Origin of the sequence: Nitrosospira lacus (genome assembly GCF_000355765.4) — a bacterium.
Taxonomy (GTDB): Bacteria; Pseudomonadota; Gammaproteobacteria; order Burkholderiales; family Nitrosomonadaceae; genus Nitrosospira; species Nitrosospira lacus.
Genome location: NZ_CP021106.3, coordinates 2,259,194 through 2,283,807 on the forward strand (window position 1 = coordinate 2,259,194; position 24,614 = coordinate 2,283,807).

The following is a 24,614-nucleotide window of genomic DNA, read 5'->3' on the forward strand; positions in this document are numbered from 1 at the left end:
TTGCGCCACGCTCCGTCATCCTGCGGGAAGCGGATGGCAGGTCTTAAAAGTATCATGGTGTACACATTGCTCATATGCTGGATAGGCTCCGAACGGTATCAAGACACTTTAAACATATTTATGTTGACAAAGTTACCGGTGGTTGATAACCTGCGTTCACGTGCCGCACTTTGCCACGCGTTTCTCTCACCGCCGCAATGAGATTCTCCAAGCAGGTGCCGTATGAAAACAACCCGATTTGCAGCACTGGTCTCCATACTTGGTTTATTGGTGTCATGCGCGCCGATGAGTCCTCACGAGGCGGTCAACAGTCCCGCTCTCCGTAAGGCGGTACAAAGTGCAAGAACCCGCAGCGATCATACCGCCTTATGGAAGCATTTTGAAAAACTGGCTTTGGAAATGCGGGTAAAGGCAGAGGAGCAAAGGCAATTGCTGAAGCACTATGAGGAAAAAAGCTATCTCTATGGCCGGCAAGCGCAAGACCGGCAATCGTACACATGGGCTTTGTTGAACAGATATGAGCTGGCTGTGGAACAAGGCCTTGCCAAGGCCGAGGCTCATCGGCAAAAGGCAGCGAATCTTGCGCAGGATGATCAAGGTGTCTTTGTCCGGCAAACGACCGGTACGCCCGCTATCGTAAAGTACAGGCTGCGCTCAAACAGCATTACTGGCAATAATTAAGCACAGGTAGTTATCCAGGTAGGCAGGTCATAGCTGAATTTTTTGTAATTCCATCGTTGGATACGCATTCATCAGACCTTGGCACCGAGGTTGAAATACCCGTTTTTTTATTTGAATCAAACAGAACGTCTCAAGAGGAGTCAATGCAAATGCAGACAAATTTGGGATCGATGAAAAAAGAAGCACGCACGAAATGCGATACTGCATTGATGGAAGCCCATGCCTTGATTGACTGGGAAGGGCTTCGTACCGAGCTTATGGAGATCTATAGACGCGAGATCGGCCAAGGCGGAGGAGAAGGAGAAAAATTCATGGATCCGGTACCCATCTTCAAGGCAGTGCTATTGGGTCATTGGCACAACCTGTCTGATCCGAAGCTTAAAGAGGCACTCCATATGCGTACCGATTTCATGGATTTTTGCGGCATGGGTCACTCTGGCGACGCGCCGGATGAGATCACATTGCGCCGCTTTCGAAGTCGTCTGATTACATCAGGCAGGCTGGCCGGAATGCTCGCTGGCGTTAATGCGAAATTGCGAGCTCACGGTCTCGTGATCAGGGGCCCGCGCCATGCTGCTGCTGATGACGTGCATGTGCAGCCGTCCGTACGCCCCAAGCGTGACACAATTGATAATGCGGGTATCATGGGTGCGCCCCATGCCATCGAAACCGGAAACAGGCGAGACGGCATGTCAATGAAATATCCCAAACTGATTACCTGCATTAAAACTCGGCATTCCGATCCGGACGCTACCTGGATCAGAAAAAATAAAAAGAAGTATTTTGGTTACACAGGTTACGTACACGTTGCCAACGAGGATAACTATATCCGCAGGAGTGTGCAGGGTGGACAGCAAAAATAAAACAGTACGGCAGCTTTCATGCCCAAGGAGGCGCTATTGGTAAAAAAATGGTTCCCGCTGATACTCCTTATTGTCTTCACAATAATCAGTATGGCTGCGTTAACAGGATTGGCCAGGAATCTGGCCCAGAAAACAACTGTTCTCAGTGATCCGTTATGCAAGGCGGTATGGAAAAAGAAAAAACCGTATCAGTTTGCACAAGCCATGGGCCAGGCAAGGAGGTTGCAAGCCGCTGAGAAATAATTCTGGATAGATCCTTCTTTATCATGGGAAGTACTCGTGAATGCGCCATGAGTGCGATAAAGCAGGCAAGTGTCGGTGCCGACGGAGTCCTCATGGGGGGAGGCATCAGGCTTCCCCGTCGGCTATGACAGGCTAGCGGTGATCGCTTCGGCGGCATCGCTAGCCACTGGCGCTCGCCGCCTATGGAAAATATCTTTCCATTCCAAAAAGAATCAGGGCCAATAAGGGGACAAAACAAATGATGAAGACTGCAAGCCGCACTCCCATCAGGTCGGGAAGCATGATTCTGCCGCGGTTGCCCCACTTCAGAATCGTCGAATCCAGATAACCGGACAACTCGGCGTAGAGATAGCTACCCGCCAACAGGCCCATCATGCCTGCAATTGCATCGTAATTTCCCTGCCCCAGCGCTGCGGCGCCCGTACCTGGACAGTAACCCAGCAATGCGAAGCCAATGCCGAAAACCAGCCCCCCGATTATGTTGGCAGCATAACGCGTGGGCTTCACATGCAGTTGGACAAACCCCAGGCCATGCAGGGAAAAGATACCGATCATGCCGACTGCGATGGCGGTGAGCATGATTTTCATGACGGTGAAATCCGTCATCAAAAGCGCTCCCAGCAATACTTCGTATTTGGCAACACCGCCCTTCTGGAGCAGAAAACCGAATACGATGCCAAAGATCAGCCCAAGTAAAAGTTGTCCTGGTCCATTTGCCTTTTCGCGCGATGGCTTGTTTGATGCTTCCTTTTCGTTTTCCGCCTTCTCGTGCGGGAGCGGGAAAGCAACGGATGAAAGCATTTCCTGTGTCGTTGGCGAAATGGGAGTCATAGCTGGTACCCCTCAGCACCTATATATTGAACATCAGTTTTGCGGTGATAGCGCCGCCCACAAAAAAGCACATCAGCGCAATCCAGGAACCCACCGAGAGTTGCAATGCTCCACTGATTCCGTGCCCGCTCGTACACCCGCCCGCGAGCCGCGCACCAAACGCCATAACCGTACCGCCGATAAACGCAATGCCAAGACGCAGTGCGCGACTTGAACCAAAGTGTTCTTCCCACAGGGGAGGTATCCATTGCGCGGTGATTTCGCCGCCTGTATAAGCAGCCACAAAAGCACCCAGGATAATGCCTGCCATGAGCATGACACCCCAATCAATCTGCGGTTTTGTTTCCTGAAAAAATTTGAGAGATTCAGTATGCCCCTTGGAAAACAGGTTTCCTATGAGCCCTGCAATACGCGCGAACGACGTCGAGGCGCCAATCGGCTGGTTGGAAAAATAAAATGTCGCCATTGAGAGTATCCCGATGAGCGCGCCGACCAGATAGGGAGACCATGCACCCCCGTCATATTCCATCAATGCCTCCCGTCGGATTCAGGTGACCAGCCTGCCCCATCTCGTTCCTTATTGTTTTCCGGCGACTCTTCCCAGCCCCCATTGCGGCCAGCCCTACTCCCAGTAACACCAGGGAAATGGGTTCCGGCAGCGGTGCAACCTGGGTGAAAATTGCCGACGAATCGCTCATCAGTATCAGATTTGCTCCATTGATCCCATTGATACTCCCGACGGTATTAATGCCGCACTCCAAGCCACCCAGCGTATTCGGGCCTGCTCCATTTATCAGCATACCGGCACCATTCGTGAAGCAGGATGACGGGTCAGCCCGCGAAAAGGGGGTATCGAACAGGGTCTGGAAATCAAGACCCATTCCGGGTGCCAATCCAACAGGAAAATAGAGTGGATCCAGGCTCTCGACAGTTATTCGGAGGGCACTGCTCCCGACCGCCGTGATGCTCTCCACGCCGGGATAATTGTCGGGACCAAAATTGTCGAGACTACCAGGCGGCACATTCCGGGCAGAAATTGCCGTTTGCCCTACGGAAGCGTTTACCGTACCGGATAAAATGAGTATTGGGTCGCTATTCGTGGCATCCGGCCCGAACCCGGTCCCATTTCCTGCGTTGGCATCCGGTGTTGGATCGAAATACAACCTGAAGAAATTGTCGCCACCGGCAATCGTACCCAGCACAACTCTATTGCCTACGGTCGAGACTACCTGTTGCTGATAACCTGCAATATATGTCCATCCATTCGATCCCGGACTGCCAATGCCGCCGCCATTACTGTCCAGGAAACCGCCGAGCGAGGCGTGGGTGTAGAGCTGGAACACATCTCCCAGAGGATGGGAAAATATTGACGCATTACCAACCGGCGTCAACATCGTATTGCCCGGCGCCCAATCCAGACCTTTCACATCCATCGCGGGGACAGCGCCGCCACCATCGGCATTAATGATGATTGCATGCGAGGTGGTCGCCAGCATCATGGATAGGATGGCGAAGAATAGTTTGCGCAGGTCCATCATTGGCTCCCGGAGTCAGGTATGTGTGAGTTTTGGGCAACGCGGCGTAATTTGGCTTGTGATTACTCTGTCTTTTCCAATGGCAGGCCCAGCGCTTTCCATGCGCACAAACCTCCCAGCAGGTTATAAACCTTCGAAAAGCCATTCCGTTCCAGGATGCTTGCAGCCAATCCGGCCCGGTGCCCGACGCTGCAGTGAACCACCAGTTCACTGTCTTTCGGGAGTTGAGGAATACTGTCCTCCAGATAGCCCACAAAGGTGTGGATGGCACCCGGTATATGTTCCTTTGCCCATTCGTTATCGTCCCGCACGTCGAGCACGTTGACTTTGTGTTCCCGCATCCAGTGGGTGCATTCCTCGGCGCTGATGGTGCCCAATCCGTAAATGGGCAGGCCCTGCTCCCTCCAGGATTCCACGCCACCGGCCAGCATGCCCATCACTTTGTCCAGACCGATTCGCGACAGGGATGTCACCGCCTCCTGCAGATGATCCGGCTCATCGAGCACAAGAAATATCGGCGTATTTTCGTCCGCGACCCACCCGCCGAAGGCTGGCAGCCCTTTCAGCCAGATATTGTAGGACAGAGGGATATGCGCGGCCGCAAAGGCATCCGGCAAGCGGCAATCGATCACGACTGCGTCCTTCATCCCTTTCTGGAATTCCCGGGGCTGGAGAACGCGAAACTCCGCCGGCAGTCCAGGTGGCCTTCCTCCCATCAGATTCACCCGTTCCATATGGGTAAAATAGGGCGGGCGCGGCAGCTTCTCCGCCATTTTGTGGTCGACAAATTCCATGCGGCTTACCTTGAAGACGAGGTTGGTCTCTTTCTCGATACCCAGCGTGGAGTCATCGCGCCTGGAAATATTCCCGCCGCATGCCGAGCCTGACCCATGCGCGGGAAGAACCAGCGCCTGGTCACCCAGCGGCGCAATTTTTTGGTGAATGGAATCATAAAGAATACCGGCGTTTTCACCGGTCTGATCCGGATCGGGCAGGTCGGTGCGCCCGGTCTCGCTGACAAAAAGCGCATCTCCAGTGAACACGCCCCAGCACTTATCCTTGGTATCCTGCGGATAGACGGCGTAACTTACGCTTTCCGGCGTATGGCCCGGCGTTTCAAGCGCTATGATGCGCGTGGTGCCCACCTTGAGTTCTTTTTCGTCCCCAAGCCTGATATCCGAGTGTCCAAAGAGTTCGTGTGTGCCGGTGACGATCCTGGCACCCGTCATCGCGGCCAGCGTTCGCGATCCGAATTCAAAATCTTCCTGACGGTGCGTTTCGAGTATATAGGCAATACTTAGATCGTTTTTCCGAGCGAGTTCCAGATATTCATCGATATCGCGCCGAGGATCGATCACTACCGCAAGCCCCTCCCCGCACCCGAGCAGGTAAGAGTTCTGCCCCAGGCCTGAGGCTTTCAGTCTTTTAAAAAACATTCGCTACCCCCCTTCCCGGCTCGGCGTAATTTCGCTGGTTTTTTGATTGGATAAACGTACGGTCATGAAAAACAGCATATTGCCAGCGCACAGGCTGGTCAGTGCGTTGGGACACATAATTCGAAAAGTGCGCGTGCGCCCTGGAAGAAACTCGCGCGAATGACTGGCCGGCTCAATCCAGCGGGATGGAGACCACAGCCGCTTGGGTGTGTTCAGACCGATGGGCGTTTGACTGTCCCTTTGGACAGGCTGGCGTGACGAAGCAGCTAATTTGACTTGCTTGAATGCTGGCAACGGTTATTTATTGATACACATCACCGTCGCGCGAATTTTTATAAGGCAATCGTATTGGATTTGCAATTTTCAATTATCCCGTCTATAAAAAAATGGAGTTATACCGGTACAGCTGTGCGCCGGCGGAGCCTGTGCTATGGGGTAAATGTTAAATTTCTTTCTGTAACCATTAAAGCTCAATCAAGCCGGCATACAGCCGATCAAATGAGGAATTCGCTATGGCAACCAGGTATCTCAGCAATTATTACAGTTACAAAGTCATCCCGCAGGTTTTTGGTTTCCAAGTGACCGAAGTTGATCCGAAATTGGCGCTGGAAAAACAAGTACAGGGACATCTCGCGAATGGGCACCATTATTTTTTCCAGGACGAGTTCCAGAACGCCCTGAGTGAGTATCAGACAGCCTACGCCCTGCTGCACAAGTTCCTTCATCCCTATTTCCCTGTTGACGTCACTGCAATCACTACTTCGGTGCTCAAGCAGATGCAATTGACCGATATGATGGTTACTGCCACTGCCCAGGTTGCAAAATACCGCTCGGTCGTGGGGGAGCGTCCGATAGTATCGCCCGACAGTCCGCCGCAGGAAGTCGCGTCCATCGTGCAAAAGCTTGGTGGCACGGGCAGCACCGTGGTGGCGTCGTCCGCGGCGGTTCTTTATGAGCAGGCTTCGACGTATCTTCAGGCTGGAGCTACCGCTGAAGCCCGGCCCATTATTCGCCAGGCGCTCGAGCTCAATGGAGGAAGGGATCGCGAACTGGAATCGAATCTTCTGGTCGCATCCGGCATAGCGGCCGTGCAGCAAAGCGAATTTGATAACGCTCGCGACAGTTTCATGAAAGCATTCCAGCTTGCGCAGCGCACAGGCGCGGGTGTTGGGCCGGCGATCATACCCGGCGTCGTGGGTGTAGCCGGAACGCCCGGCGCAGCTGCCGCCGCAGCGCCCGGGCAAGCGCCGCAACCCCCGCAAACGCCGGGACTCGGGGCAATCAGCAACAACCTCGGGGTTGTGGCGGCCTTGACCGGGGATGCGCGCAGTTCCGGCGCTGCTTTCCAGGCGGCGGGAGACTCCGTGCCCCTGTCGTTTGGGCGCACGCTTTCGCAACCGCTCAACCCCGGTACGGCTACCGCAATGCAGAGACCGATGGGCAGCGAGGGACTCGGCCTCATTCTTAATTCGCCATCAGGTTCCAACCAGTATATGAGCCTGTCGCCCGCCGTTTCTCCGTCCAGCGGTGCTCAGCAATTCGGCATCTTCAAAGGCGATCAGGTCGTCAGCGTCGATCTTCAGGTCAACGCAGCCGCAAACCTGACGGCAAGCATCTACCAGCCCCGAATAACCGCAACCTCGCTCGCGGCACTCGCTACTTTCGAGATCATCGACACCAATTTCATTGCCTATATTCCCCACACTTATGGCTTCACCATTCCATTGAGTCTTGGCGATTGCCATCTGGAGCTGGGCGATTATGAAGAAGCCATCACCTGGTACGAAAAGGCTCGCGACTATCAATACCTGAACCAGGCCATTGAAGCGCCGATGGTCTGGTTGAAGCTGGCCAATGCATACGCCAGATGGGGCAATTTTCTGTTCGAATCCGGTGAAAAGGCCGAAGCCAGAACGAGGTACGAACAGATCGTTCGTCTCACCGATCCCATTCTGGATCCGGCTTCTGCGCTGTACAAGTCGCCGGTGTTCGACGGGCTTACAGCGCAGGTACAAGCCATTCTTGCCGCGCCGCAGCCGTTGGATGCCGAGGTGCACAACCCGTCTATCGCAGCCGTGGTATTGCTTGCCAAACTCAACATTCAAAACATCGAGGATGGGATCGATTTTCCATTGCTCAGCATGGCTCGCGAGCAGGTGCCAGTGTTTCGTTTTGACTACTTGCAAAATACCGCGCGCTACTTCGCCGAGAATGCGATTCAGGCAGAGCGGACATACATCAATTTCAAGACCAGCGCTGAGCAGGAGCAGTTCCAGCGGTCAATGCTGGAGAATGCGGTTGACCTGGAGACCGCAAACGAACAACTCGAGATCAAGAAGGTAGAGATAGCACAAGAACAGAAGGAAGCAATCGAGGCAAATCAGGCTTATGCAAACACACAGCTCGAGAACGCCAGGGATCTGAAAACGGAATATGCGGATGTGAGTCTCGAACAGATGGCCTTGGACTCCGAGATCACATATGTCGGCGCGCCTACGACCGAGTACGACTTCTCCGGCTATGGGGGATATGGAATCTCGGACGGAACCCACCGTGTCGATGAAGTGCTCCGTACGTTGACGCGCCGGCGCAGCGAGATCTCGCGCGAATTCGAACTCGATAACATGGATCGCCGGATCAGCGAGCTGGAAGCTGCGAAGAAAGTCGCGGATGAACAGGTGGATATCGCGACCAAACAGAAAGAGGCCGCCGATATCCAGAAGAATATCGCCACGCTGCGCAAGCAGCAGGCCGAGCAGCAACTGGCGCTGTTCGACTCGCAGGAGTTTACGCCTGACCTCTGGAACCGCCTGGCGAACGAGATTCGCCAGATTTCCAAGTCATATCTCAACCAGGCTATCGTGATAGCCCGGCTGATGGAACAGGCTTACGAGTACGAGGTCGGCAAGGCGGTCAATATCATCAAGCCATCGTATGTCCGGAACGACCTCTCGGGGCTTCTAGGCGGCGATTTTCTGCTTCGCGACATCGATTCGTTCACCTTCATGCGGATCATTCTGGGCGAGAAAAAACAGCCGATGAAGGAAATCATCTCTCTGGCAGACCGCTACCCGGTTCAGTTCCTGCGCGATTTTCAGCGAACCGGGACCATGGGTTTCCGTACCGAGCTGAGCGATTTCGACCGGAACTATCCCGGCGCCTACCTGCAGCGCATCAAGCGCGCCGAGGTGATCGTCGAGGGGTTGATCGGCCGCGGCGGAATACACGCGAGCCTGACCAACACCGGGCTCAGTCTGTCGCGAATGCGTAATGGCGGCACCCAGATGCGGCTGCTGCAGCCGGAAACGCTGCTGCTGTCGCAATACCGCATCGCTGCGGACGCCGTGATCTTCACGCCCGATGTCGAGATGCTGGCGATCTTCGAAAACAGTCCTGTTTCAACCTCATGGGTATTCGAGCTCAATCCTGCGGCAAACGACATCGTCCTGAACTACATTACCGACATAAAGCTCGTGCTCTATTACGAGTCGTTCTTCGATCCCAACCTGAAACCGAAGGTGCTGGAAGAACTCGCGGTCGCACAGGTGAATGCCGGACGCCGTACCGTCGCACTCCGGTACGAGCTTTTCGACGAGTTCTTCGCGTTCCAGGATACCGGCGAGGTGACGTTCACGCTTCGATCGACCATGCTTCCTTTCTATCACACGGATCCACGGGTACGCGAACTCACGTTCCTGATCCAGACGGACGAGGGCATAACGCCCGATAACCTGGTCGTCAAGGTATCCACCGCTGATGGCACTGCCGCTACCCAGACCACGACCGCGGACGGGGCGCTTTCGACGGGTGGGTCGAGCCCGCTCAATGCGTTCATCGGCAAGCCGTGGTTGCAGGAATGGAAAATCAGTATTCCAGTTGCGGAGAACCAGGCCCGGTTCGATGCCGGCTTCGCATGGTCTCAAGTGCAAAATATCGTGATGACCACGGAGTACGAGTTCACCCCCCGTCGCATTCCCGGCCAGCCTTACCTGTTGCTACTGGATCGCCTCGATACGGATACGCTTGCAAACTTCGACGTCGTCGACGATCCCCAGGCCACGGTCTCCGCGCCATCGCAGTGGGTCTTCAATGCTGAAGCGCAGCGCATCGATCAGCTGTCGGATATACATGGGGGCGCGTTTGGGACTGGTGCGACCGGACCTGACAAGCCCGGCACCTACCTCGTTCGTAAAACGACTGCCCAACTGCCCGCGGTCCAGAACTTCATCCTGGCCGTCGACATCAGTTCGGAAGATGACGACGGTATCGGCGTGGTGTTCCGCTGGCAGGACGTGGACAACTTCTATTATTTCCTGATGGACCGGCAGCGCAGCTATCGCCGCATGGGCAAGAAGGTCGCCGGCGTATTCCAGGAACTCGATACCGCCGCGCTTGATACGACGCGTGGATACGATGCCGGTACGAGCTATTCGCTGAAGGTACGCATCAGTGGAATGCAATTGAACGCGTACCTGAATGACGAACTGGTATTGTCGGGGCAGGATGCGTCGCTACCCGGCGCCGGACGCGCCGGACTTTTCTGCTGGGGCAGCGCGGGAGTGCACTTCGACAACTTCCGCATCGTGGATCTTTGAAACGGAAAGAGGATAGCCTGTGGCCAATAAATCGCCTGTCAATCGTCAATCCGCGTCCAATCCGGCGGGTGGCGGTGACGTTCGCGGTCTCGGTGAAACGTTTCAGCCGGACCTGAACTCTGGAGTCGGCAACTATCGGGTTCCTCTCGATCTGTTGCCGGGCATACGGAATTTCCAGCCCAGCCTTGCTCTCGGCTACAGCACCGGCGCCGGTAATGGCGCCTGGGGTCTTGGCTGGTCGCTGCCTTTTGCCGCCATCAGCCGCCGCACGTTTCGAGGCACGCCCTCCTACGGGGATGATGATACATTCCTGTTCGCCGGACAAACGGAACTCCTGCCCGTGGGCTCCGATACCTTTCGGGCATCCATCGAGAACGGATTCGAGCAATTCAGCCGCATGGCGTCCGGATGGCAGGTCACGGAAAAGTCCGGCATACGCCACACCTTCGGGACTACGGCTGAAAGCAGGGTTGAATTCGATGATAACGGGACGACCCGGGAGTTCGCATGGCTTATCGAACGCACCGAGGATACCGCGGGAAACACCATTACATACCAGTATCGAACGGAACAAGGCCAGCGATATATCGAGGAAATTCGCTACGCCGTCTATGCGATCCGGTTCGAATATGAGGCCCGCCCGGACTCGTTCTCGGATTTTCGCAGCGGCTTTGAGGTGCATACCGCCCTTCGTTGCTCGCGTGTCACGCTTCATGTCGAGCCGCTGGGACCGGCCGCCGTGCGGACGTGGGCGCTGGCATACGATATGGAGCCTTACTCCGGTCTATCGCTTCTTCGGTCGGTCACATTTTCGGGCTTCGATCCGGAGACGGGGGAGTCGGCGTCACTTCCTCCGCTGGAATTTTCTTATACCGGATTCTCCCCCTCAAGCCGCCGTCTGAGGAAATTCGTGGCTGAAGCGGGCGCTGCGCCTCCCGGCCTCGACCAGCCGAATCTGGAACTGATCGATCTGGATGGCCGCGGTCTGCCCGGTATTCTGTCGATTGAAAACGGCGCGGCGCGCTACTGGTCCAATACAGGCGGGCTCAGGTGGAGCCCGCCCCGCTCCTTGCCGCAGTTCCCGGCCGTCTTCTCCACAGGGGAAGACCGCGTGCAATTCGCCGACATGGATGGAAACGGTGCGGCGGATGTGCTCGTCGGCAGCGGAACGCTAAGCGGCTTCTACCGCAATGAGGGAACCGGCGCGTTCGCCGATTTCAACCGGTACGTCCGGCAACCGCAGCTCGCTTTTGAAACCGGTGGCCTGCAGTTAATGGATGTCAATGGCGACGGGCTTGTTGATGCGGTGCACGATGGCCGCACCGGTCTTCAGGTATACGACAACCTGGGTTCCGCGGGGTGGGCACCCCCACGGCTCGTCCCGCGTGACGATCTGCCGACACCGGTGCCGAATCTTTCTTCGGGAGATCCTCGCGTCCGTCTCGCCGACATCAATGGTGACGGGCTTGCAGATGTAGTGTTATTCAGCAGCGGTTACTTCGAATACTGGCCTTCGCGGGGCGGAGGCCGTTTCTCCGAATCGCGCAAGATGACCGCCGCGCCAAGATTCACGTATCCGTTCGATCCGGCGAGAGTGTTCCTCGTCGATATCAACGGAGATGGTCTGGCCGATGTCGTTTTTGTCGGCTATGACGAGGTCACGTACTGGATCAACCAGTCGGGGAACTCATTCAGCGCCCCGCAGACGATTCGCTACACGCCGCCAACCTCGCGTGCCGATACCTTGCGAATCGCGGACATGAGCGGAACCGGAACGGCAGGGATTTTGTGGACAAGTCCGTATCCGGACTATCGCTACCTTGACTTCACCGGCGATGTGAAGCCCGGCCTGCTTTCGCGCATAGATAATGGACTTGGCCGAATCACGGCCATCGAGTACTCGACCTCGACCGGAGAAGCAACGCGCGACCGGGAGCAAGGGAATCCATGGACGTCATTTCTTCCATTTCCGGTGCAGGTGGTTTCCGCCGTCACCGTCGATGACTCGATCAGCGGCTTGCACAACGTGACTCGCTACCTTTATCACGAAGGCCATTACGATGGGTATCGGCGGGAATTCGACGGATTCGGCCGATCCGAGCAGATTGAAGAAGGCGATGACTCGATTCCCTCGTGTCGAACTGTCTTTTACTATCATACCGAAGCTTCGGGCCGGCCAGCGGTTCCCGATCCGGAGCTTCGGCGCAGCCTGAAACGCAAGCTTTTCCGGGTAGAAGTATTCGGAGAAGACGGGGGTCCGCTGGCATCGGCTCCATACCGTGTGGAGGAGAGTACGTGGACCGTGCACGTTGAGCAGACGCTTGCGGATAGCCGGCGGGTCCTGTTTCCTTTCATCGAGGAGACAGTCATATCGACATTTGAACGGACGTCCGATGCGCGTATCGAGAGGCGCCTGTTCACGTTCGATATATCCGGAAATGTGACCACCGAAGAGCGTCGCGGAGAAGGCGGACCCGGCGCACCCGGCATCGTGACGACCCACGCCGAGTATGCACTGGACCCCGCGGGACGCGTCCGTGACCGCGTTTCCCGCATTGTCCAGCGTGACGGCGACGGCAATCTGCTCAACGAAGTGCGTCATTATTACGATGGCCCCGCATTCCAGGGATTGGCGCTCGGCCAGGTCACGAATGGACTGCTCACCCGCACCGAAAGGGTGGCGCTGCACAAGAATGCAGCCACGTCCATATACGGTGCGCATGAGCCTGATTTTTTAGCGTTGCAGTATCACGATGGAGTGGATCAGGCTGGCGAGCCAGCCTGGCTGTATAATCATAAACGGGTCAGTCTGGATGAGCGCGGCAACGTCTTGGTCAGCCGGGATGCACGCGGCAACGATACGACCTACGTCTTCGACGAATTCGGTCTGTTCGCCACATCGATCACTGATGCAAAAGGCTTTGTCGCATCGGTCGAGCATGATCTCCGGGTAGCGAGGCCCAGGCGGATGGTGAACCCCAACGGCGGAGTGACCGAGTCGCGCTACGACCCCCTGGCGCGTATCGCCTTGGTAGTGGCCCCCGGCGATACGCTCGCACTCCCTACCGTCGCCTATTCATACGAGACCGCGACGCTGCCTGCGCTGCGTGCTGCCCATTATCTCGTCCTGTCGGGTGATTCCCGCACCATTTCCGTCAATGAGTATCTCGACGGAACCGGCGCCCTCTTCCAGCGCCGCACGGAGCATGACGGCAACAGGGTATCCGTCAGTGGACAGGTCGTTTCCAATGCCCGGGGCAAGACAGCCGAAAAATTTGAATCCTTCTATGCCGAAGGACTGGAGTTTGAACCGTATTCAACCGATCCTTCCGCGCCACGACGCAGCTTTTTCTTCGACCCATTGGGCCGCGCGATCCGCACCTTGCATCCGGATGGCGGCCAATCCGGCGCGGAATATCGAACGTTCGACACGGTGTTTTCCGATGCCGGAGATAACGACCCTGCCCTGGCGGATTCGTTCGGGACACCGCGGCGCGAGATCTATGATGCATGGTACCGTCTGGTGGGAGTGGAAGAGCGCGACCAGGCGTCAAGCCGCACAACAAGCTACGAACTTGATGCCACCGGCCGTTTGCGGCAGATCACCGATCCCCGGGGGGTGGTCCTTAGCCGCATCACCCGCGATCTGACGGGTCAGGAGATTTCGATTGAGCATGTGGATGCGGGCCATCGCCTGTTGGCTTATGATGCCGCCGGCAACCTCGCGCTGCAGGTGGATGGGGCCGGCGAACCCATTAATCGCAGCTTCGATGAACTGAATCGCATCATCGGGACGACCTATGGGGGGGCCGAGCCGGAAACATACTTCTACGACGCCGGGACAGGCACGAATCTGACGGGCCGTATTGCACGCACGATCGACCCCGCCGGCGAGACCACCTATAGCTATGATTCCCGCGGCAATGTCATCGAGCGCTCGCGCCTGGCGCCGGGCCAGACCGAAGCCCTGGCGCTGAGCTACTCATTCGACCGCATCGGCCGTATGACGCGGCTGACCTACCCCGATGGAGCGGTTATTGATTTCGAGCACTACTCGGGATTTTTGCTTCGGTCCATTCCCGGAGTTTTGAACGCGATCGAGTACACAGCCGCCGGTGTGCGAACGGGGATGGATTATCAGAACGGAGTCCGGACTGAATACAGCTATGATCCTGCCTCTCTTCGGCTAAGGGAGATCCGGACGTTCCGGCCCGATACGGGAGACGTATACTTTCATACCCGCTACGACATCAATACGGTCGGGAACGTTGCGTCAATCGAGGATCTGCGGCCTGCTACGCCGGGATTTCTGCGGACGCAGGGCTTCGCATACGATGCCTTCCACAATCTGCTGGAGGCTTCCAGTCCCGATCCGGTAGCAGGATATTCACATGTCTACGAATATGACGCAGCGGCAAATTTTATTCGCAATCCACTGATCAACTCCAATCCGCTCTTTTATGAAAACGGCGGCAACAGCAACCGGCTGAGTGGTCACAGCGATGGCATTAATCCCGTTAGCCTGTTCGGGTACGACCTGAACGGCAACGTCGTATCCATGCCGGGGCGCACCCTGACTTTTGACGCGAAGCAGCAACTTGCGCGCGTGCAACTGGACAGCGGTACCGATGTGGCTTTTTTCTATGACCATAAAGGTGTGCTGAGCCGGCGCGAAGCGACCGAGGCCGGTTCGACGGAGGTGACGCACTATGTTGATAACTTGTTCGAGTCGGGTGATGGTTCGGACACGCGCTGGGTGCTGGCGGGAGACCTGCCGGTCGCCCGTATCTCCGGTGGGACGACCGTATTCATCCACAACGATCATCTGGGCAGCGCGGTCATCTATACCGATGCGGATGGCGGCCTTTTGACCGAGGCCGCGTTCCACCCTTTTGGAAGCGTGCTCATTGCACCGTCCGGTACGCTGCCTCCCGCATTCGCGACGAAAAAACTCGATGCAGAAATCGGCCTGTACTATTTTAACGCGCGCTGGTACTCGCCGACGATGGGCCGCTTCATTTCACCGGACCCGCTCTACCTGTACCAACCGGAACAGGGGCTCCAGGAACCGAAGCGGCTGAACCCTTATGCGTACGCCGGCAATAATCCGGTGCGCTATGTCGATCCGAGCGGCCTCGGCTTCTGGGACGTGCTGGGCGCGATCGTCATCGCCATAGCCGTGGTGGTGGCCGTTGTCGCCGTTTCGGTGCTGACTTTCGGAGTCGGGACCGCGATCGGGTTCGGCACGCTCCTGGCCTATGCGGCGGTTGCGGGACTTGCGGGCGCCGCAATTGGCGCTGTCGTCGGCGGCATTGCCTACGGTAGTTGGGAAGGCGCCCTGCGCGGTGCGCTGATCGGATTTACCGCAGGCGCCAATGCCATGATCGGCGGCATGATCTTCGGGCCGATTATCGGCGCCGCACTGGGTGTCATCACCTTCCTCTCGGTCATCCCGCCAGTGGCAAAGAGCGATGTCTATCAGGGCATACTCGGCTGGACCAGTTACCTGATGCCGATGAGCTGGCCGGGCCATGCCATTGGTCTTACCTTGTTCGCCCTGAACGTCGTCGGCTACCTGGTCACGTTCGGGCAGGTGGATGCGCTGCGGATCCGGGATATGCAGGTTGACTGGAAAACGGGAAACATTTTCACCGTGGGCGGATGGGTCGGCCAACTGGACGGGAGAGCATTCAACTTCGGCGCATTCAGTTTCGTGAACACATCCCGGTATGTCGGCGGAGAAATCATCCCCGCCACGTTCGAGCATGAATCGGGCCATATGCTGAGCAACGCGGCGTTCGGTTTCTTCCAGGCAACGCGCGTGTTTGAAGGAAATGGTCTGGACAGCTTCTGGGAGCGCATTGCCGAAAGCAATGTGCCCCCAGGGCTGCGCGGCAGTGACCCCGTGACACCAGAACCCGATCGTCCCAAGATCCCGCAATGGGGCTGATGTACTCATCTGCGCTTCAGCGGCGTTTGCTCGCAGGGAAGAGTTCTACTTCTGAACTGTCTACTTGACGGGGAAGCTTACGGATAGATCATTTCATACGGGAATAATGCGTCAAAAGACGGGAGTTGTTGCTAGCCTGCCCGTAGCAATTCAACGGATACTTCATTCTGGCATACCCCGTCGCGCTCGAACACGCTGATGTTTTGCAGAGTGGTTTGCGCAATGCTGGACAGCGCTTCAGCGGTAAAGAATCCCTGATGTCCGGTAATCAGCACATTCGGAAAAGTCAGCAGGCGTTGGAATACATCATCCTGTATCACTTGATCGGATAGATCCTTAAAGAACAAGTCGCCTTCCTGCTCATATACATCCAATCCGAGACAGCCGATTTTTGAAGATTTCAACCCTTCAATCACCGCCAGCGTATCAATCACCGCGCCGCGGCTGGTGTTGATCAGCATTACGCCACGCTTCATGCGCATAATCGCCGCCCTGTCGATCAAATGATGCGTTTGCCGGTTGAGCGGACAATGCAGGGTGATGATGTCGCTGTCCGCATAGAGTTGCTCCAGCGGAACATATTCCGCACCCAGACTGATGCATTCCGGATTTTCTTGCGGATCATGGGCGATCAGGCGGCAACCGAAACCGTGCAGTATTCGCGCGACTGCGGCACCGATGCGCCCTAAACCGACAATACCGGCGGTTTTGTCGCGCAATTCAAAGCCGAGCAGTCCTTGCAGCGCAAAATTTCCATTGCGCACACGATTATAGGCTTGGTGAAGATGCCGGTTGAGCGCGAGCATCAATCCCACACTATGCTCTGCTACCGAATGCGGCGAATAGGCGGGAACCCGCACTACATGAAGCCCCAGCCTATTGGCCGTCTGGATATCGACATTATTGAAGCCCGCACAGCGTAGCGCGATGAGTCGGGTGCCCTGCGCCGCCAACGTTTGCAGTACCGCGGCAGTCAGCGTGTCATTGACAAACACACACACGGCGGGAAAATCCGCCACCATCTGCCGTGTTTCCTCGCACAGGTGCGAATCAAAAAACATCAACTCATGCCCGATCTCACGATTGGCAGCCAGCAAAAATTGACGGTCATAGGACTGTGCACTACAAACAGCAACCTTCATTCAGACTCCTTATTGGCTCCATCTGCGCCCGCACGGAATAATCAGCGCTGAGTGCCTCAGCCAGACGTTGGGGGAAGGCTGGCTTATCCGCAGCAGCCCGATTGTGCCTGCACCGGCGGGCATTTGACGGTTCCGAAAGAACAAAATACACAACAGTCACCAGGGTGTGGACGCAGCAGCGCCTTGCAGCCAGTGCATTCATAATAAAACTGGCAGGCATCTGTCGGCATTATTTCCTGTTTGGCATATCCGCAGTACGGGCATGTCAGCACCGATTCAAGGAGGGGCGAATCCTGGCTCGGATCAGCAAGTGACATGAAAAAGTCCGATAGTTGAGCCTTTAGCCTTGTTCCACCGGTGAATGGCTTCGGGAGTGGGCGAGAGATCAACCCGGATCTCCTTTTTCTCGAAATATTCAGCTGCCTCTTTAGAGAGCGTTACCATGCCATGGTGGCCCGAGCCAATGATAAGCCGCTCAGCCCCTTTTTCGTATATGTACTCAGCCTCGTCGAGTGAGATTGTATGAGATGTACCGTACACTGCCTTGGATAGTTTTTTCTTTCTCTTCTTGATCTCGCCTGAAAGCCGGATGAGAACATCATGTTCGATATCGGACCCATCTATGGTGATGGAGCCAAATTTGGTATCGTCAATTCTAGGTTTCATGACAACTACTCCTGTCGTTTGCGCCTGATATTTGACATGAGTGGACCGCAGAGGCTACAGGCCGGAAAGAATCCGCTGGATGGAAAGACCGTGCATCATGCGGTGGCAAGCGTTCCATCCTTGAACTTCTTGCCGGGCATTATTCCTTGGCCTGCTCCGCCATCTGGCGATGAGATTTCGCAATGCTCATATTGTTGTCCGCGGCCTCCTCATAAAGGCGCGCCAATGCCTTGGTATGCTCTTTCAGGTCTTCAGTGACCCTGCCGTAGTAATAGCTGTGCGCCTCATATTCGGTGAGTCTGTTTTTTTGCGCCTGCGCCTTTTCCTGCATTCGTTTGGCCGCATTTTCATAGTGCCGGGCCAGTGCGTTATGGTCCGCTTTGGTCTTGGCATTGCGAATGGCATTTGACATATCCATGGGGTGGGGATCGACGTGCGCACAGGATGCCAACAGACCGAGGACAGCCAGAATTGCGAAAAAACTTTTCATAATGTGTATCTCCGTGGTGGGGTTAGAGTGAAAAAGTAATAGTACAATGTAATTTATGGCCATACTTTATAATTTGATGCGATTAAGCCGCAAGGCATTGGTGACAACAGATACCGAGCTCATCGCCATGGCGGCGCCGGCGAACATCGGCGACAGCAGCAGCCCAAAGGCCGGGTACAGCACACCGGCGGCCAGCGGAATGCCAAGCGCGTTATAGCCGAAGGCAAAGGCAAGGTTCTGCCGGATATTGCGCATGGTGGCGCGTGACAGCACGATGGCGCGTTCGATGCCGCGCAGATCTCCCTTGACCAGCGTAATGCCCGCGCTTTCCATCGCCACATCGGTGCCGGTGCCCATCGCGATGCCGACTTCGGCCTGGGCCAGCGCGGGCGCATCATTGATGCCGTCACCTGCCATCGCCACGGTGCGCCCTTCGGCCTGGAGGCGCTTCACATGACCTGCCTTATCCTCGGGCAGCACTTCAGCCAGCACTTCATCAATGCCCAGCTGCCGCGCAACCGCATCGGCGGTGCTCCGCGAATCGCCGGTAAGCATGACGATATGCACGCCCAGATTCCGCAGTGCCGCGATGGCTTCCGGCGTGTTTTCCTTGATCGGGTCGGCAACCGCGGCGATACCCGCGGCAATACCGTCGATGGCGAAGAAAACCACTGTTTTTGATTCCGCGCGCCAGGTTTCCGCACGCGCGTCCCAACCCTGCGTATCAACACCATGCTGTGCGAGAAAGTTGCGGCTGCCCACCAGCACACGCTTGCCGTCGATAGCGGCTTGCACGCCGAGGCCGTTGATGGCGTTAAAAGCCTCCACCCGGCGCGGTACCAAGCCGCGCGCTTTTGCATTTTCGATAATCGCGAGCCCGATCGGGTGCTCGGAAAGCTGCTCCACGCCTGCGACCATCGCGAGCGCTTCGTCATGCGCAAACCCTTCGGCGATAAAACCAGTGAGTGCGGGGCGTCCAAGCGTCAGCGTACCGGTCTTGTCCACCACCACGGTATCGACATCCCGCATACGCTCGATCGCATCGGCATTGCGGAACAGGATGCCCACGCGTGCCCCCTGCCCCATCGCGACGGTCATCGAAATAGGGGTGGCAAGGCCGACGGCGCAGGGGCAGGCGATGATGAGAACGGCAATGGCATTGAGAAACGCATAGGCAAACCTCGGTTCCGGGCCGAGAAACCACCATGCAAGCGCGGTAAGGATAGCGATGGCGATGACAGCCTGGACGAAATACGCCGCAATGACATCCGCAAGCCGCTGGATGGGCGCGCGGGTGCGCTGCGCTTCCCCAACCATGTGGACGATACGCGCCAGCAGCGTGTCCGCACCTACGCGCTCGGCGCGGATCACCAGCGAGCCGTTGCTATTCATGGTTGCGCCGGTGACCTTGTCGCCCGGCCCCTTGGCTACCGGCACCGGCTCGCCGGTAATCATGGATTCATCCACCCAGCTCGAGCCTTCAAGTACCGTCCCGTCGACAGGAATTTTTTCTCCCGGTTTGACGCGCAGCCGGTTGCCTACGGTCACGGTGTCAAGCGGCACTTGTTCCTCAGTCCCATCGTCGCTCAGCCGCCACGCCTGGTTGGGCGCGAGCTTGAGCAGTTGCTGAATTGCCCGGCTGGTCTGGCCCATCGCCCGCGACTGAAGATAGTCGCCGAGTATCACCAGCGTTACGATAACCGCGGCCGCCTCGAAATAAGTCCCCACCGCGCCATCGTGCGCGCGGAACTCCTGCGGGAACCAGCCGGGCATGAGCACCGCCGCGAGGCTGAAGAGATAGGCGAACCCGACTCCCAGACCGATCAGCGTATACATGTTGAGCGCGCGATGCACGAGCGAAAGCCAGAATTTGCGCAGGATCGGCCAGCCCACCCACAGCACGACGGGGGTCCCCAATGAGAACTCGACCCAGCCGCGTGTATGCGGCTGAAGCCCGAACGGCTCATGAATGCCGATCATGGGCGCCATCGCAAGCGCCACCAGCGGGAGCGACATGGCGATGCCCATCCATAACCGGCGCGCGAGATCACGCAATTCGGAATCATCGGCTTCCCCGCCGCCCGTGCCTGCGACAGATACCAGCGCCATGCCGCAGATGGGGCAGTCACCCGGTGCATCCCGCAGGATTTCCGGATGCATGGGGCAAGTCCATTGGGCTTTCACCATTGCCTGAACGGGGGCCGAAGGTGCGGCATCCGTGTGCCGGTGATCGTGATCGTGGGAGTGCGCGGGATTCATGCCTGATTCATTTCAGACTTTCAGCAGAATTACGCCATGAAATCGAGCCTTGAGCTACCATGATTCATATTAGACCAGCTTTTGCTATTTGGACAATTTTTGGAAATTATTGCGCCACCGGTAACTCGTTCAGAATATCACTCGACTCAGAAAATCGTTCATTCGATTTAATGCTTATGGTATATCCTGCGAGAGGAAGCGATCATTGCATTCCCCTGGCTATCTGGCGGTGGATATCAGCCATACTCATGTTTGCCTCCGCAGCTCGCTCATAACTGCTTATCAGGCTTAAACAATGCAGTTTGAAGTCCTGGGTACGCTTGCCGTAGTAATAGGGATGCGCCTCATATTCCTCAAGCAATTTTTTGTGCTCTTGTACCTTAGCCCGCATTTCTCTGGCCGCGTTTTCATAGTGTCTGGCCAATGCGTTATGGTCGGTACTCGTTTTAGCATTCCGGATGGCGCGGGTCATATCCATCGGATGGAGATTCATTTGCGCGCAGGAAGCCAATAAACCGAGGATGGATAATACGGCGAAAAATGATCTTGTCTTCATGAGACCTCTCCATGGTAATGAGTTTTCAGAGAATAAATAATTTTAGCGAAGCAACCGGACAATAAAAATAGTGCCTTGATAATATAGGTGTTGCATTTCATTTTAAGGGGTTACGCTTTATTCCACCCATCCTGCCGATGCAGAGTCACAAGAATTTTCACATGCATTTTTCCCTCCTCAAGGCAAGTGTGACAACTACCAAAAATTTGCTTAAATCCATTCCAGCAATAGTAGCGCATCCTCATTTTTCATTCTGCTTGTGCAGGCTCCATTCCTTGACCAGTGCATAGATAGCCGGAATTACAACCAGGGTAAGCAGAGTGGATGACACCATGCCCCCCACCATGGGTGCAGCGATGCGCCGCATCACTTCCGAGCCGGTGCCGCTGCCCCACATAATCGGCAGCAGACCCGCCATGATCGCCACCACGGTCATGATCTTCGGACGCACCCGCTCGACCGCACCTTCCATGACAGAAGCATACAAATCAGCGGCCGACGGCTGGCCGCCAGTGCTCGCTCGTTTCGTCTTGATGGCTTCCCATGCATGATCGAGATAGATCAGCATCACGACTCCCGTCTCGGCGGCAACTCCGAGGAGCGCGATGAAGCCCACGCCTGCCGCGACACTGAGATTGTAGCCAAGCAGCCACATCAGCCATACGCCGCCTACCAGTGAAAAGGGCACTGACAGCATGACAATGAGGGTTTCGGTAAGCCGCCTGAAATTAAGATAGAGAAGCAGAAAAATGATGGCCAGGGTTAGCGGCACCACGATTTTCAGCTTCTGTTTGGCCCGTTCCATATACTCGAACTGGCCGCTCCAGGTCGCATAGTATCCGGGTGGGAATTTCACCTGCTCTGCCACTGCTTTCTGCGCTTCGGCCACGTAACCGCCAATGTCGCGGTTGCGAATGTCGACAAAAATATACGCGGACAGCAGCGCGTTCTCGGTGCGTATGCTGGGCGGGGCCTTGACCGTCTTGACGCCCGCCACCTGCCCCAGCGGAATCATGCCTCCGCCTGGAAGAGGCACCAGGATCTGCGTAGCGATGGCCAGGGGATCTTGCCTCAGCTCACGCGGATAGCGCACCGCGACACCGAAGCGCTCGCGGCCTTCCACCGTGGTGGTCAGCATCTCGCTGCCAAGCGCCACCGAGATCACCTCCAGCAGATCGCCGACCGCCAGGCCGTGGCGGGCAAGGGCCATGCGATCGGGTTCGATATCGAGGTAGTAACCGCCAGTGGTGCGTTCCGCATAGGCACTGGTAGTTCCGGAAACCGTTTTTACAACTGCCTCTATCTGTCGGGCGACGTCCTCTATCTCGTTCAAATCCTTGCCGAACACCTTGATGCCGATCGGGGTGCGGATACCGGTGGCAAGCATGTCGATCCTGTTCTTGATCGGCATGGTCCAGGCATTGCTGACTCCCGGTATCTGCAGAGCCTGATCCAGTTCAGTGATCAATCGGTCCAGGGTCATGCCGGCGCGCCATTCATTTTCCGGTTTCAGGTTGATGACCGTCTCCGCCATCTCCAGCGGAGCCGGGTCGGTGGCGGTATTGGCGCGCCCGGCCTTGCCGAACACCGACGCCACCTCGGGAAAACTCTTGATGATCTTGTCCTGGGTCTGCAGCAACTCGGCGGATTTGGTGACCGACAGCGACGGCAAGGTGATGGGCATATACAGCAGGCTTCCCTCGTTCAATACCGGCATGAACTCGCTGCCCAGTTTCATCGCCGGAAATACCGAGAGCGCAAGGGTAATCACGGCCGCCGCGATGGTGAGCTTCTTCCAGCGCATGACCCAGGCGATAACGGGACGGTAAACCCATATCAGGAAGCGATTAACGGGATTTTTCCGCTCGGGCATGATTCTGCCGCGAATGAAAAGAAACATCAGCACCGGCACCAGCGTGATGGACAGGAGTGCCGCGCCCGCCATGGCAAAAGTCTTGGTATAGGCAAGCGGTGCGAACATCCGCCCTTCCTGCGACTCCAGAGTGAATACCGGCAGGAACGAAACCGTGATGATCAGCAGGCTGAAGAACAAGGCGGGCCCAACCTCACGGCAGGCGTCGATCATGATCCGCAGGCGGGGTGCGTCCGGGGGCGCGCGTTCCAGATGCTTGTGGGCATTCTCGATCATGACGATCGCGGCATCCACCATGGCACCGATGGCGATGGCGATGCCGCCCAGGCTCATGATGTTGGAGTTGAGACCGAGCATATGCATCGCGCTCAGCGCGATGAGGACGCCGACCGGCAGCATGACGATGGCCACCAGCGCGCTCCGCGCATGCATGAGAAACACGATGCAGACCACGGCCACGACAATGCTTTCCTCGATCAGGATGCGCTTCAGATTGTCGATGGCGCGATGGATCAGCTCCGAGCGGTCGTAAACCGCCTGCAACGACACACCCTCCGGCAGACCGCTGGAAATTTCCGCAATCCTGGCCTTCAGGTTATGGATGACGTCAAGCGCATTCTGGCCGTAGCGTGCCACGGCGATTCCGGCGACCACTTCTCCTTCACCATTCAGCTCCGCGATCCCGCGCCTTTCGTCGGGCGCCAGTTCGACACGCGCCACGTCGCGGATCAGTACGGGTGCGCCCGCCTGCGCCTTGAGCACCAGATTCTCGATATCGGATATCCCGCGCAGGTAGCCCCGGCCCCGCACCACGTATTCGGTTTCCGCCATCTCGATCACCCGCCCGCCCACATCACGGTTGCTGGCACGGATCACCGCCGCGACTTGGCCGAGTGGAATATCGTAGGCTTGCAGTTTGCGCGGCTCCACCGTGACCTGATAGGTTTGGACGAACCCTCCCACGCTCGCCACCTCGGCCACGCCCTGGGCCTTGGTGAGCTGATAACGCACAAACCAGTCCTGTAGCGTGCGCAGTTCCGCGAGCGTGTGCTGAGCGGCGACCACTACATACTGGTACACCCAGCCGACCCCTGTCGCATCCGGCCCCAAAGTGGGGGTGACACCGCGCGGCATGCGCCCGGCCGCAAAATTAAGATATTCGAGCACCCGGCTCCGCGCCCAGTAAATGTCGGTGTCATCCTCGAAAATAATGTAGATAAACGAAGCGCCGAACACCGACAGACCGCGCACTACCCTGGATTTTGGTACGGCAAGCATGGCCGTGCTCAGCGGATAGGTAACCTGGTCTTCCACTACCTGCGGCGCTTGCCCGGGGTACTCGGTATAGATGATGACCTGCACATCCGAGAGATCGGGAATGGCATCCAATGGTGTGCGAACCACTGCGTAGATGCCAACGCTGATAACCAGAGCTGTCGCGAGCAACACCACGAACACATTGCGTGCGGACCATTCGATTATTCTGCCCAGCAT

The 24,614-nt window shown here is 56.7% G+C and carries 16 protein-coding genes; 5 read left to right on the top strand and 11 right to left on the bottom strand.

The genetic code is table 11. From position 1 onward, the window contains the following. Nucleotides 1-222: 222 nt before the first annotated feature. The 3 genes from EBAPG3_RS10210 (at nt 223) to EBAPG3_RS10220 (ending at nt 1,787) form a co-directional block, all read left to right on the top strand. The gene (locus EBAPG3_RS10210) at nt 223-681 is read left to right on the top strand and encodes a hypothetical protein (protein ID WP_081607263.1); all 459 of its coding nucleotides are present in this window, start codon (nt 223-225) and stop codon (nt 679-681) included. Between the two features lie 149 nt (nt 682-830). After that, nucleotides 831-1,544, top strand: a complete 714-nt coding sequence (locus tag EBAPG3_RS10215) for a transposase (RefSeq protein ID WP_004177634.1) — start codon at nt 831-833, stop codon at nt 1,542-1,544. A gap of 36 nt (nt 1,545-1,580) precedes the next feature. Further along, a complete protein-coding gene (locus EBAPG3_RS10220) occupies nt 1,581-1,787 on the top strand; it encodes a hypothetical protein (protein ID WP_151898929.1) in 207 nt (68 codons plus the stop codon). A gap of 180 nt (nt 1,788-1,967) precedes the next feature. Here EBAPG3_RS10220 and EBAPG3_RS10225 read toward each other — a convergent pair whose 3' ends face one another. Genes EBAPG3_RS10225 through EBAPG3_RS10240 form a run of 4 tightly spaced genes read right to left on the bottom strand, consistent with a single transcriptional unit; the run spans nt 1,968 to nt 5,589 of the window. After that, nucleotides 1,968-2,618, bottom strand: coding sequence for a YeeE/YedE thiosulfate transporter family protein (locus tag EBAPG3_RS10225; protein WP_004177640.1), 651 nt, complete (start codon nt 2,616-2,618; stop codon nt 1,968-1,970). A 19-nt stretch (nt 2,619-2,637) separates the two neighbouring features. After that, nucleotides 2,638-3,147, bottom strand: a complete 510-nt coding sequence (locus tag EBAPG3_RS10230) for a YeeE/YedE thiosulfate transporter family protein (RefSeq protein WP_004177642.1) — start codon at nt 3,145-3,147, stop codon at nt 2,638-2,640. Further along, nucleotides 3,137-4,156, bottom strand: a complete 1,020-nt coding sequence (locus EBAPG3_RS10235) for a hypothetical protein (protein ID WP_151898930.1) — start codon at nt 4,154-4,156, stop codon at nt 3,137-3,139. Before EBAPG3_RS10235 ends, EBAPG3_RS10230 begins: the two co-directional genes overlap by 11 nt. Before the next feature lie 59 nt (nt 4,157-4,215). Continuing rightward, nucleotides 4,216-5,589 (bottom strand): MBL fold metallo-hydrolase, encoded by a 1,374-nt coding sequence (locus EBAPG3_RS10240; protein WP_004177646.1) that lies wholly within the window; start codon nt 5,587-5,589, stop codon nt 4,216-4,218. Between the two features lie 512 nt (nt 5,590-6,101). Here EBAPG3_RS10240 and EBAPG3_RS10245 point away from each other — a divergent pair. Together EBAPG3_RS10245 and EBAPG3_RS10250 are read left to right on the top strand one after the other, a co-directional pair. Continuing rightward, a complete protein-coding gene (locus EBAPG3_RS10245; protein ID WP_004177650.1) occupies nt 6,102-10,184 on the top strand; it encodes a Tc toxin subunit A-related protein in 4,083 nt (1,360 codons plus the stop codon). Nucleotides 10,185-10,203: 19 nt separating this feature from the next. Further along, nucleotides 10,204-16,134, top strand: coding sequence for a toxin TcdB middle/N-terminal domain-containing protein (locus EBAPG3_RS10250; RefSeq protein ID WP_085922019.1), 5,931 nt, complete (start codon nt 10,204-10,206; stop codon nt 16,132-16,134). 131 nt (nt 16,135-16,265) lie between these two features. Here the strand turns inward: EBAPG3_RS10250 and EBAPG3_RS10255 are convergent, their stop codons facing one another. The 7 genes from EBAPG3_RS10255 to EBAPG3_RS10285 all read right to left on the bottom strand — a co-directional run bounded on the left by EBAPG3_RS10255 (nt 16,266) and on the right by EBAPG3_RS10285 (nt 24,614). Next, nucleotides 16,266-17,276, bottom strand: a complete 1,011-nt coding sequence (locus EBAPG3_RS10255; RefSeq protein ID WP_004177769.1) for a 2-hydroxyacid dehydrogenase — start codon at nt 17,274-17,276, stop codon at nt 16,266-16,268. 83 nt (nt 17,277-17,359) lie between these two features. After that, nucleotides 17,360-17,593 carry a GDCCVxC domain-containing (seleno)protein gene (locus EBAPG3_RS15445; protein ID WP_081607265.1) on the bottom strand — a complete coding sequence of 78 codons (234 nt, stop codon included), beginning with the start codon at nt 17,591-17,593 and terminating at the stop codon, nt 17,360-17,362. Then, nucleotides 17,580-17,942, bottom strand: coding sequence for an Mth938-like domain-containing protein (locus EBAPG3_RS10265; protein WP_004177768.1), 363 nt, complete (start codon nt 17,940-17,942; stop codon nt 17,580-17,582). The genes EBAPG3_RS15445 and EBAPG3_RS10265 overlap by 14 nt, the downstream gene beginning before the upstream one ends. 139 nt (nt 17,943-18,081) lie before the next feature. Continuing rightward, a complete protein-coding gene (locus EBAPG3_RS10270; RefSeq protein WP_004177766.1) occupies nt 18,082-18,432 on the bottom strand; it encodes a hypothetical protein in 351 nt (116 codons plus the stop codon). Between the two features lie 66 nt (nt 18,433-18,498). Beyond that, nucleotides 18,499-20,691, bottom strand: coding sequence for a copper-transporting P-type ATPase (locus EBAPG3_RS10275; RefSeq protein WP_004177765.1), 2,193 nt, complete (start codon nt 20,689-20,691; stop codon nt 18,499-18,501). A 202-nt stretch (nt 20,692-20,893) separates the two neighbouring features. Further along, nucleotides 20,894-21,247 (bottom strand): hypothetical protein, encoded by a 354-nt coding sequence (locus EBAPG3_RS10280; RefSeq protein ID WP_004177763.1) that lies wholly within the window; start codon nt 21,245-21,247, stop codon nt 20,894-20,896. 241 nt (nt 21,248-21,488) lie between these two features. Beyond that, entirely contained in the window at nt 21,489-24,614 is a 3,126-nt protein-coding gene (locus EBAPG3_RS10285) for an efflux RND transporter permease subunit (RefSeq protein WP_004177761.1), read from the bottom strand.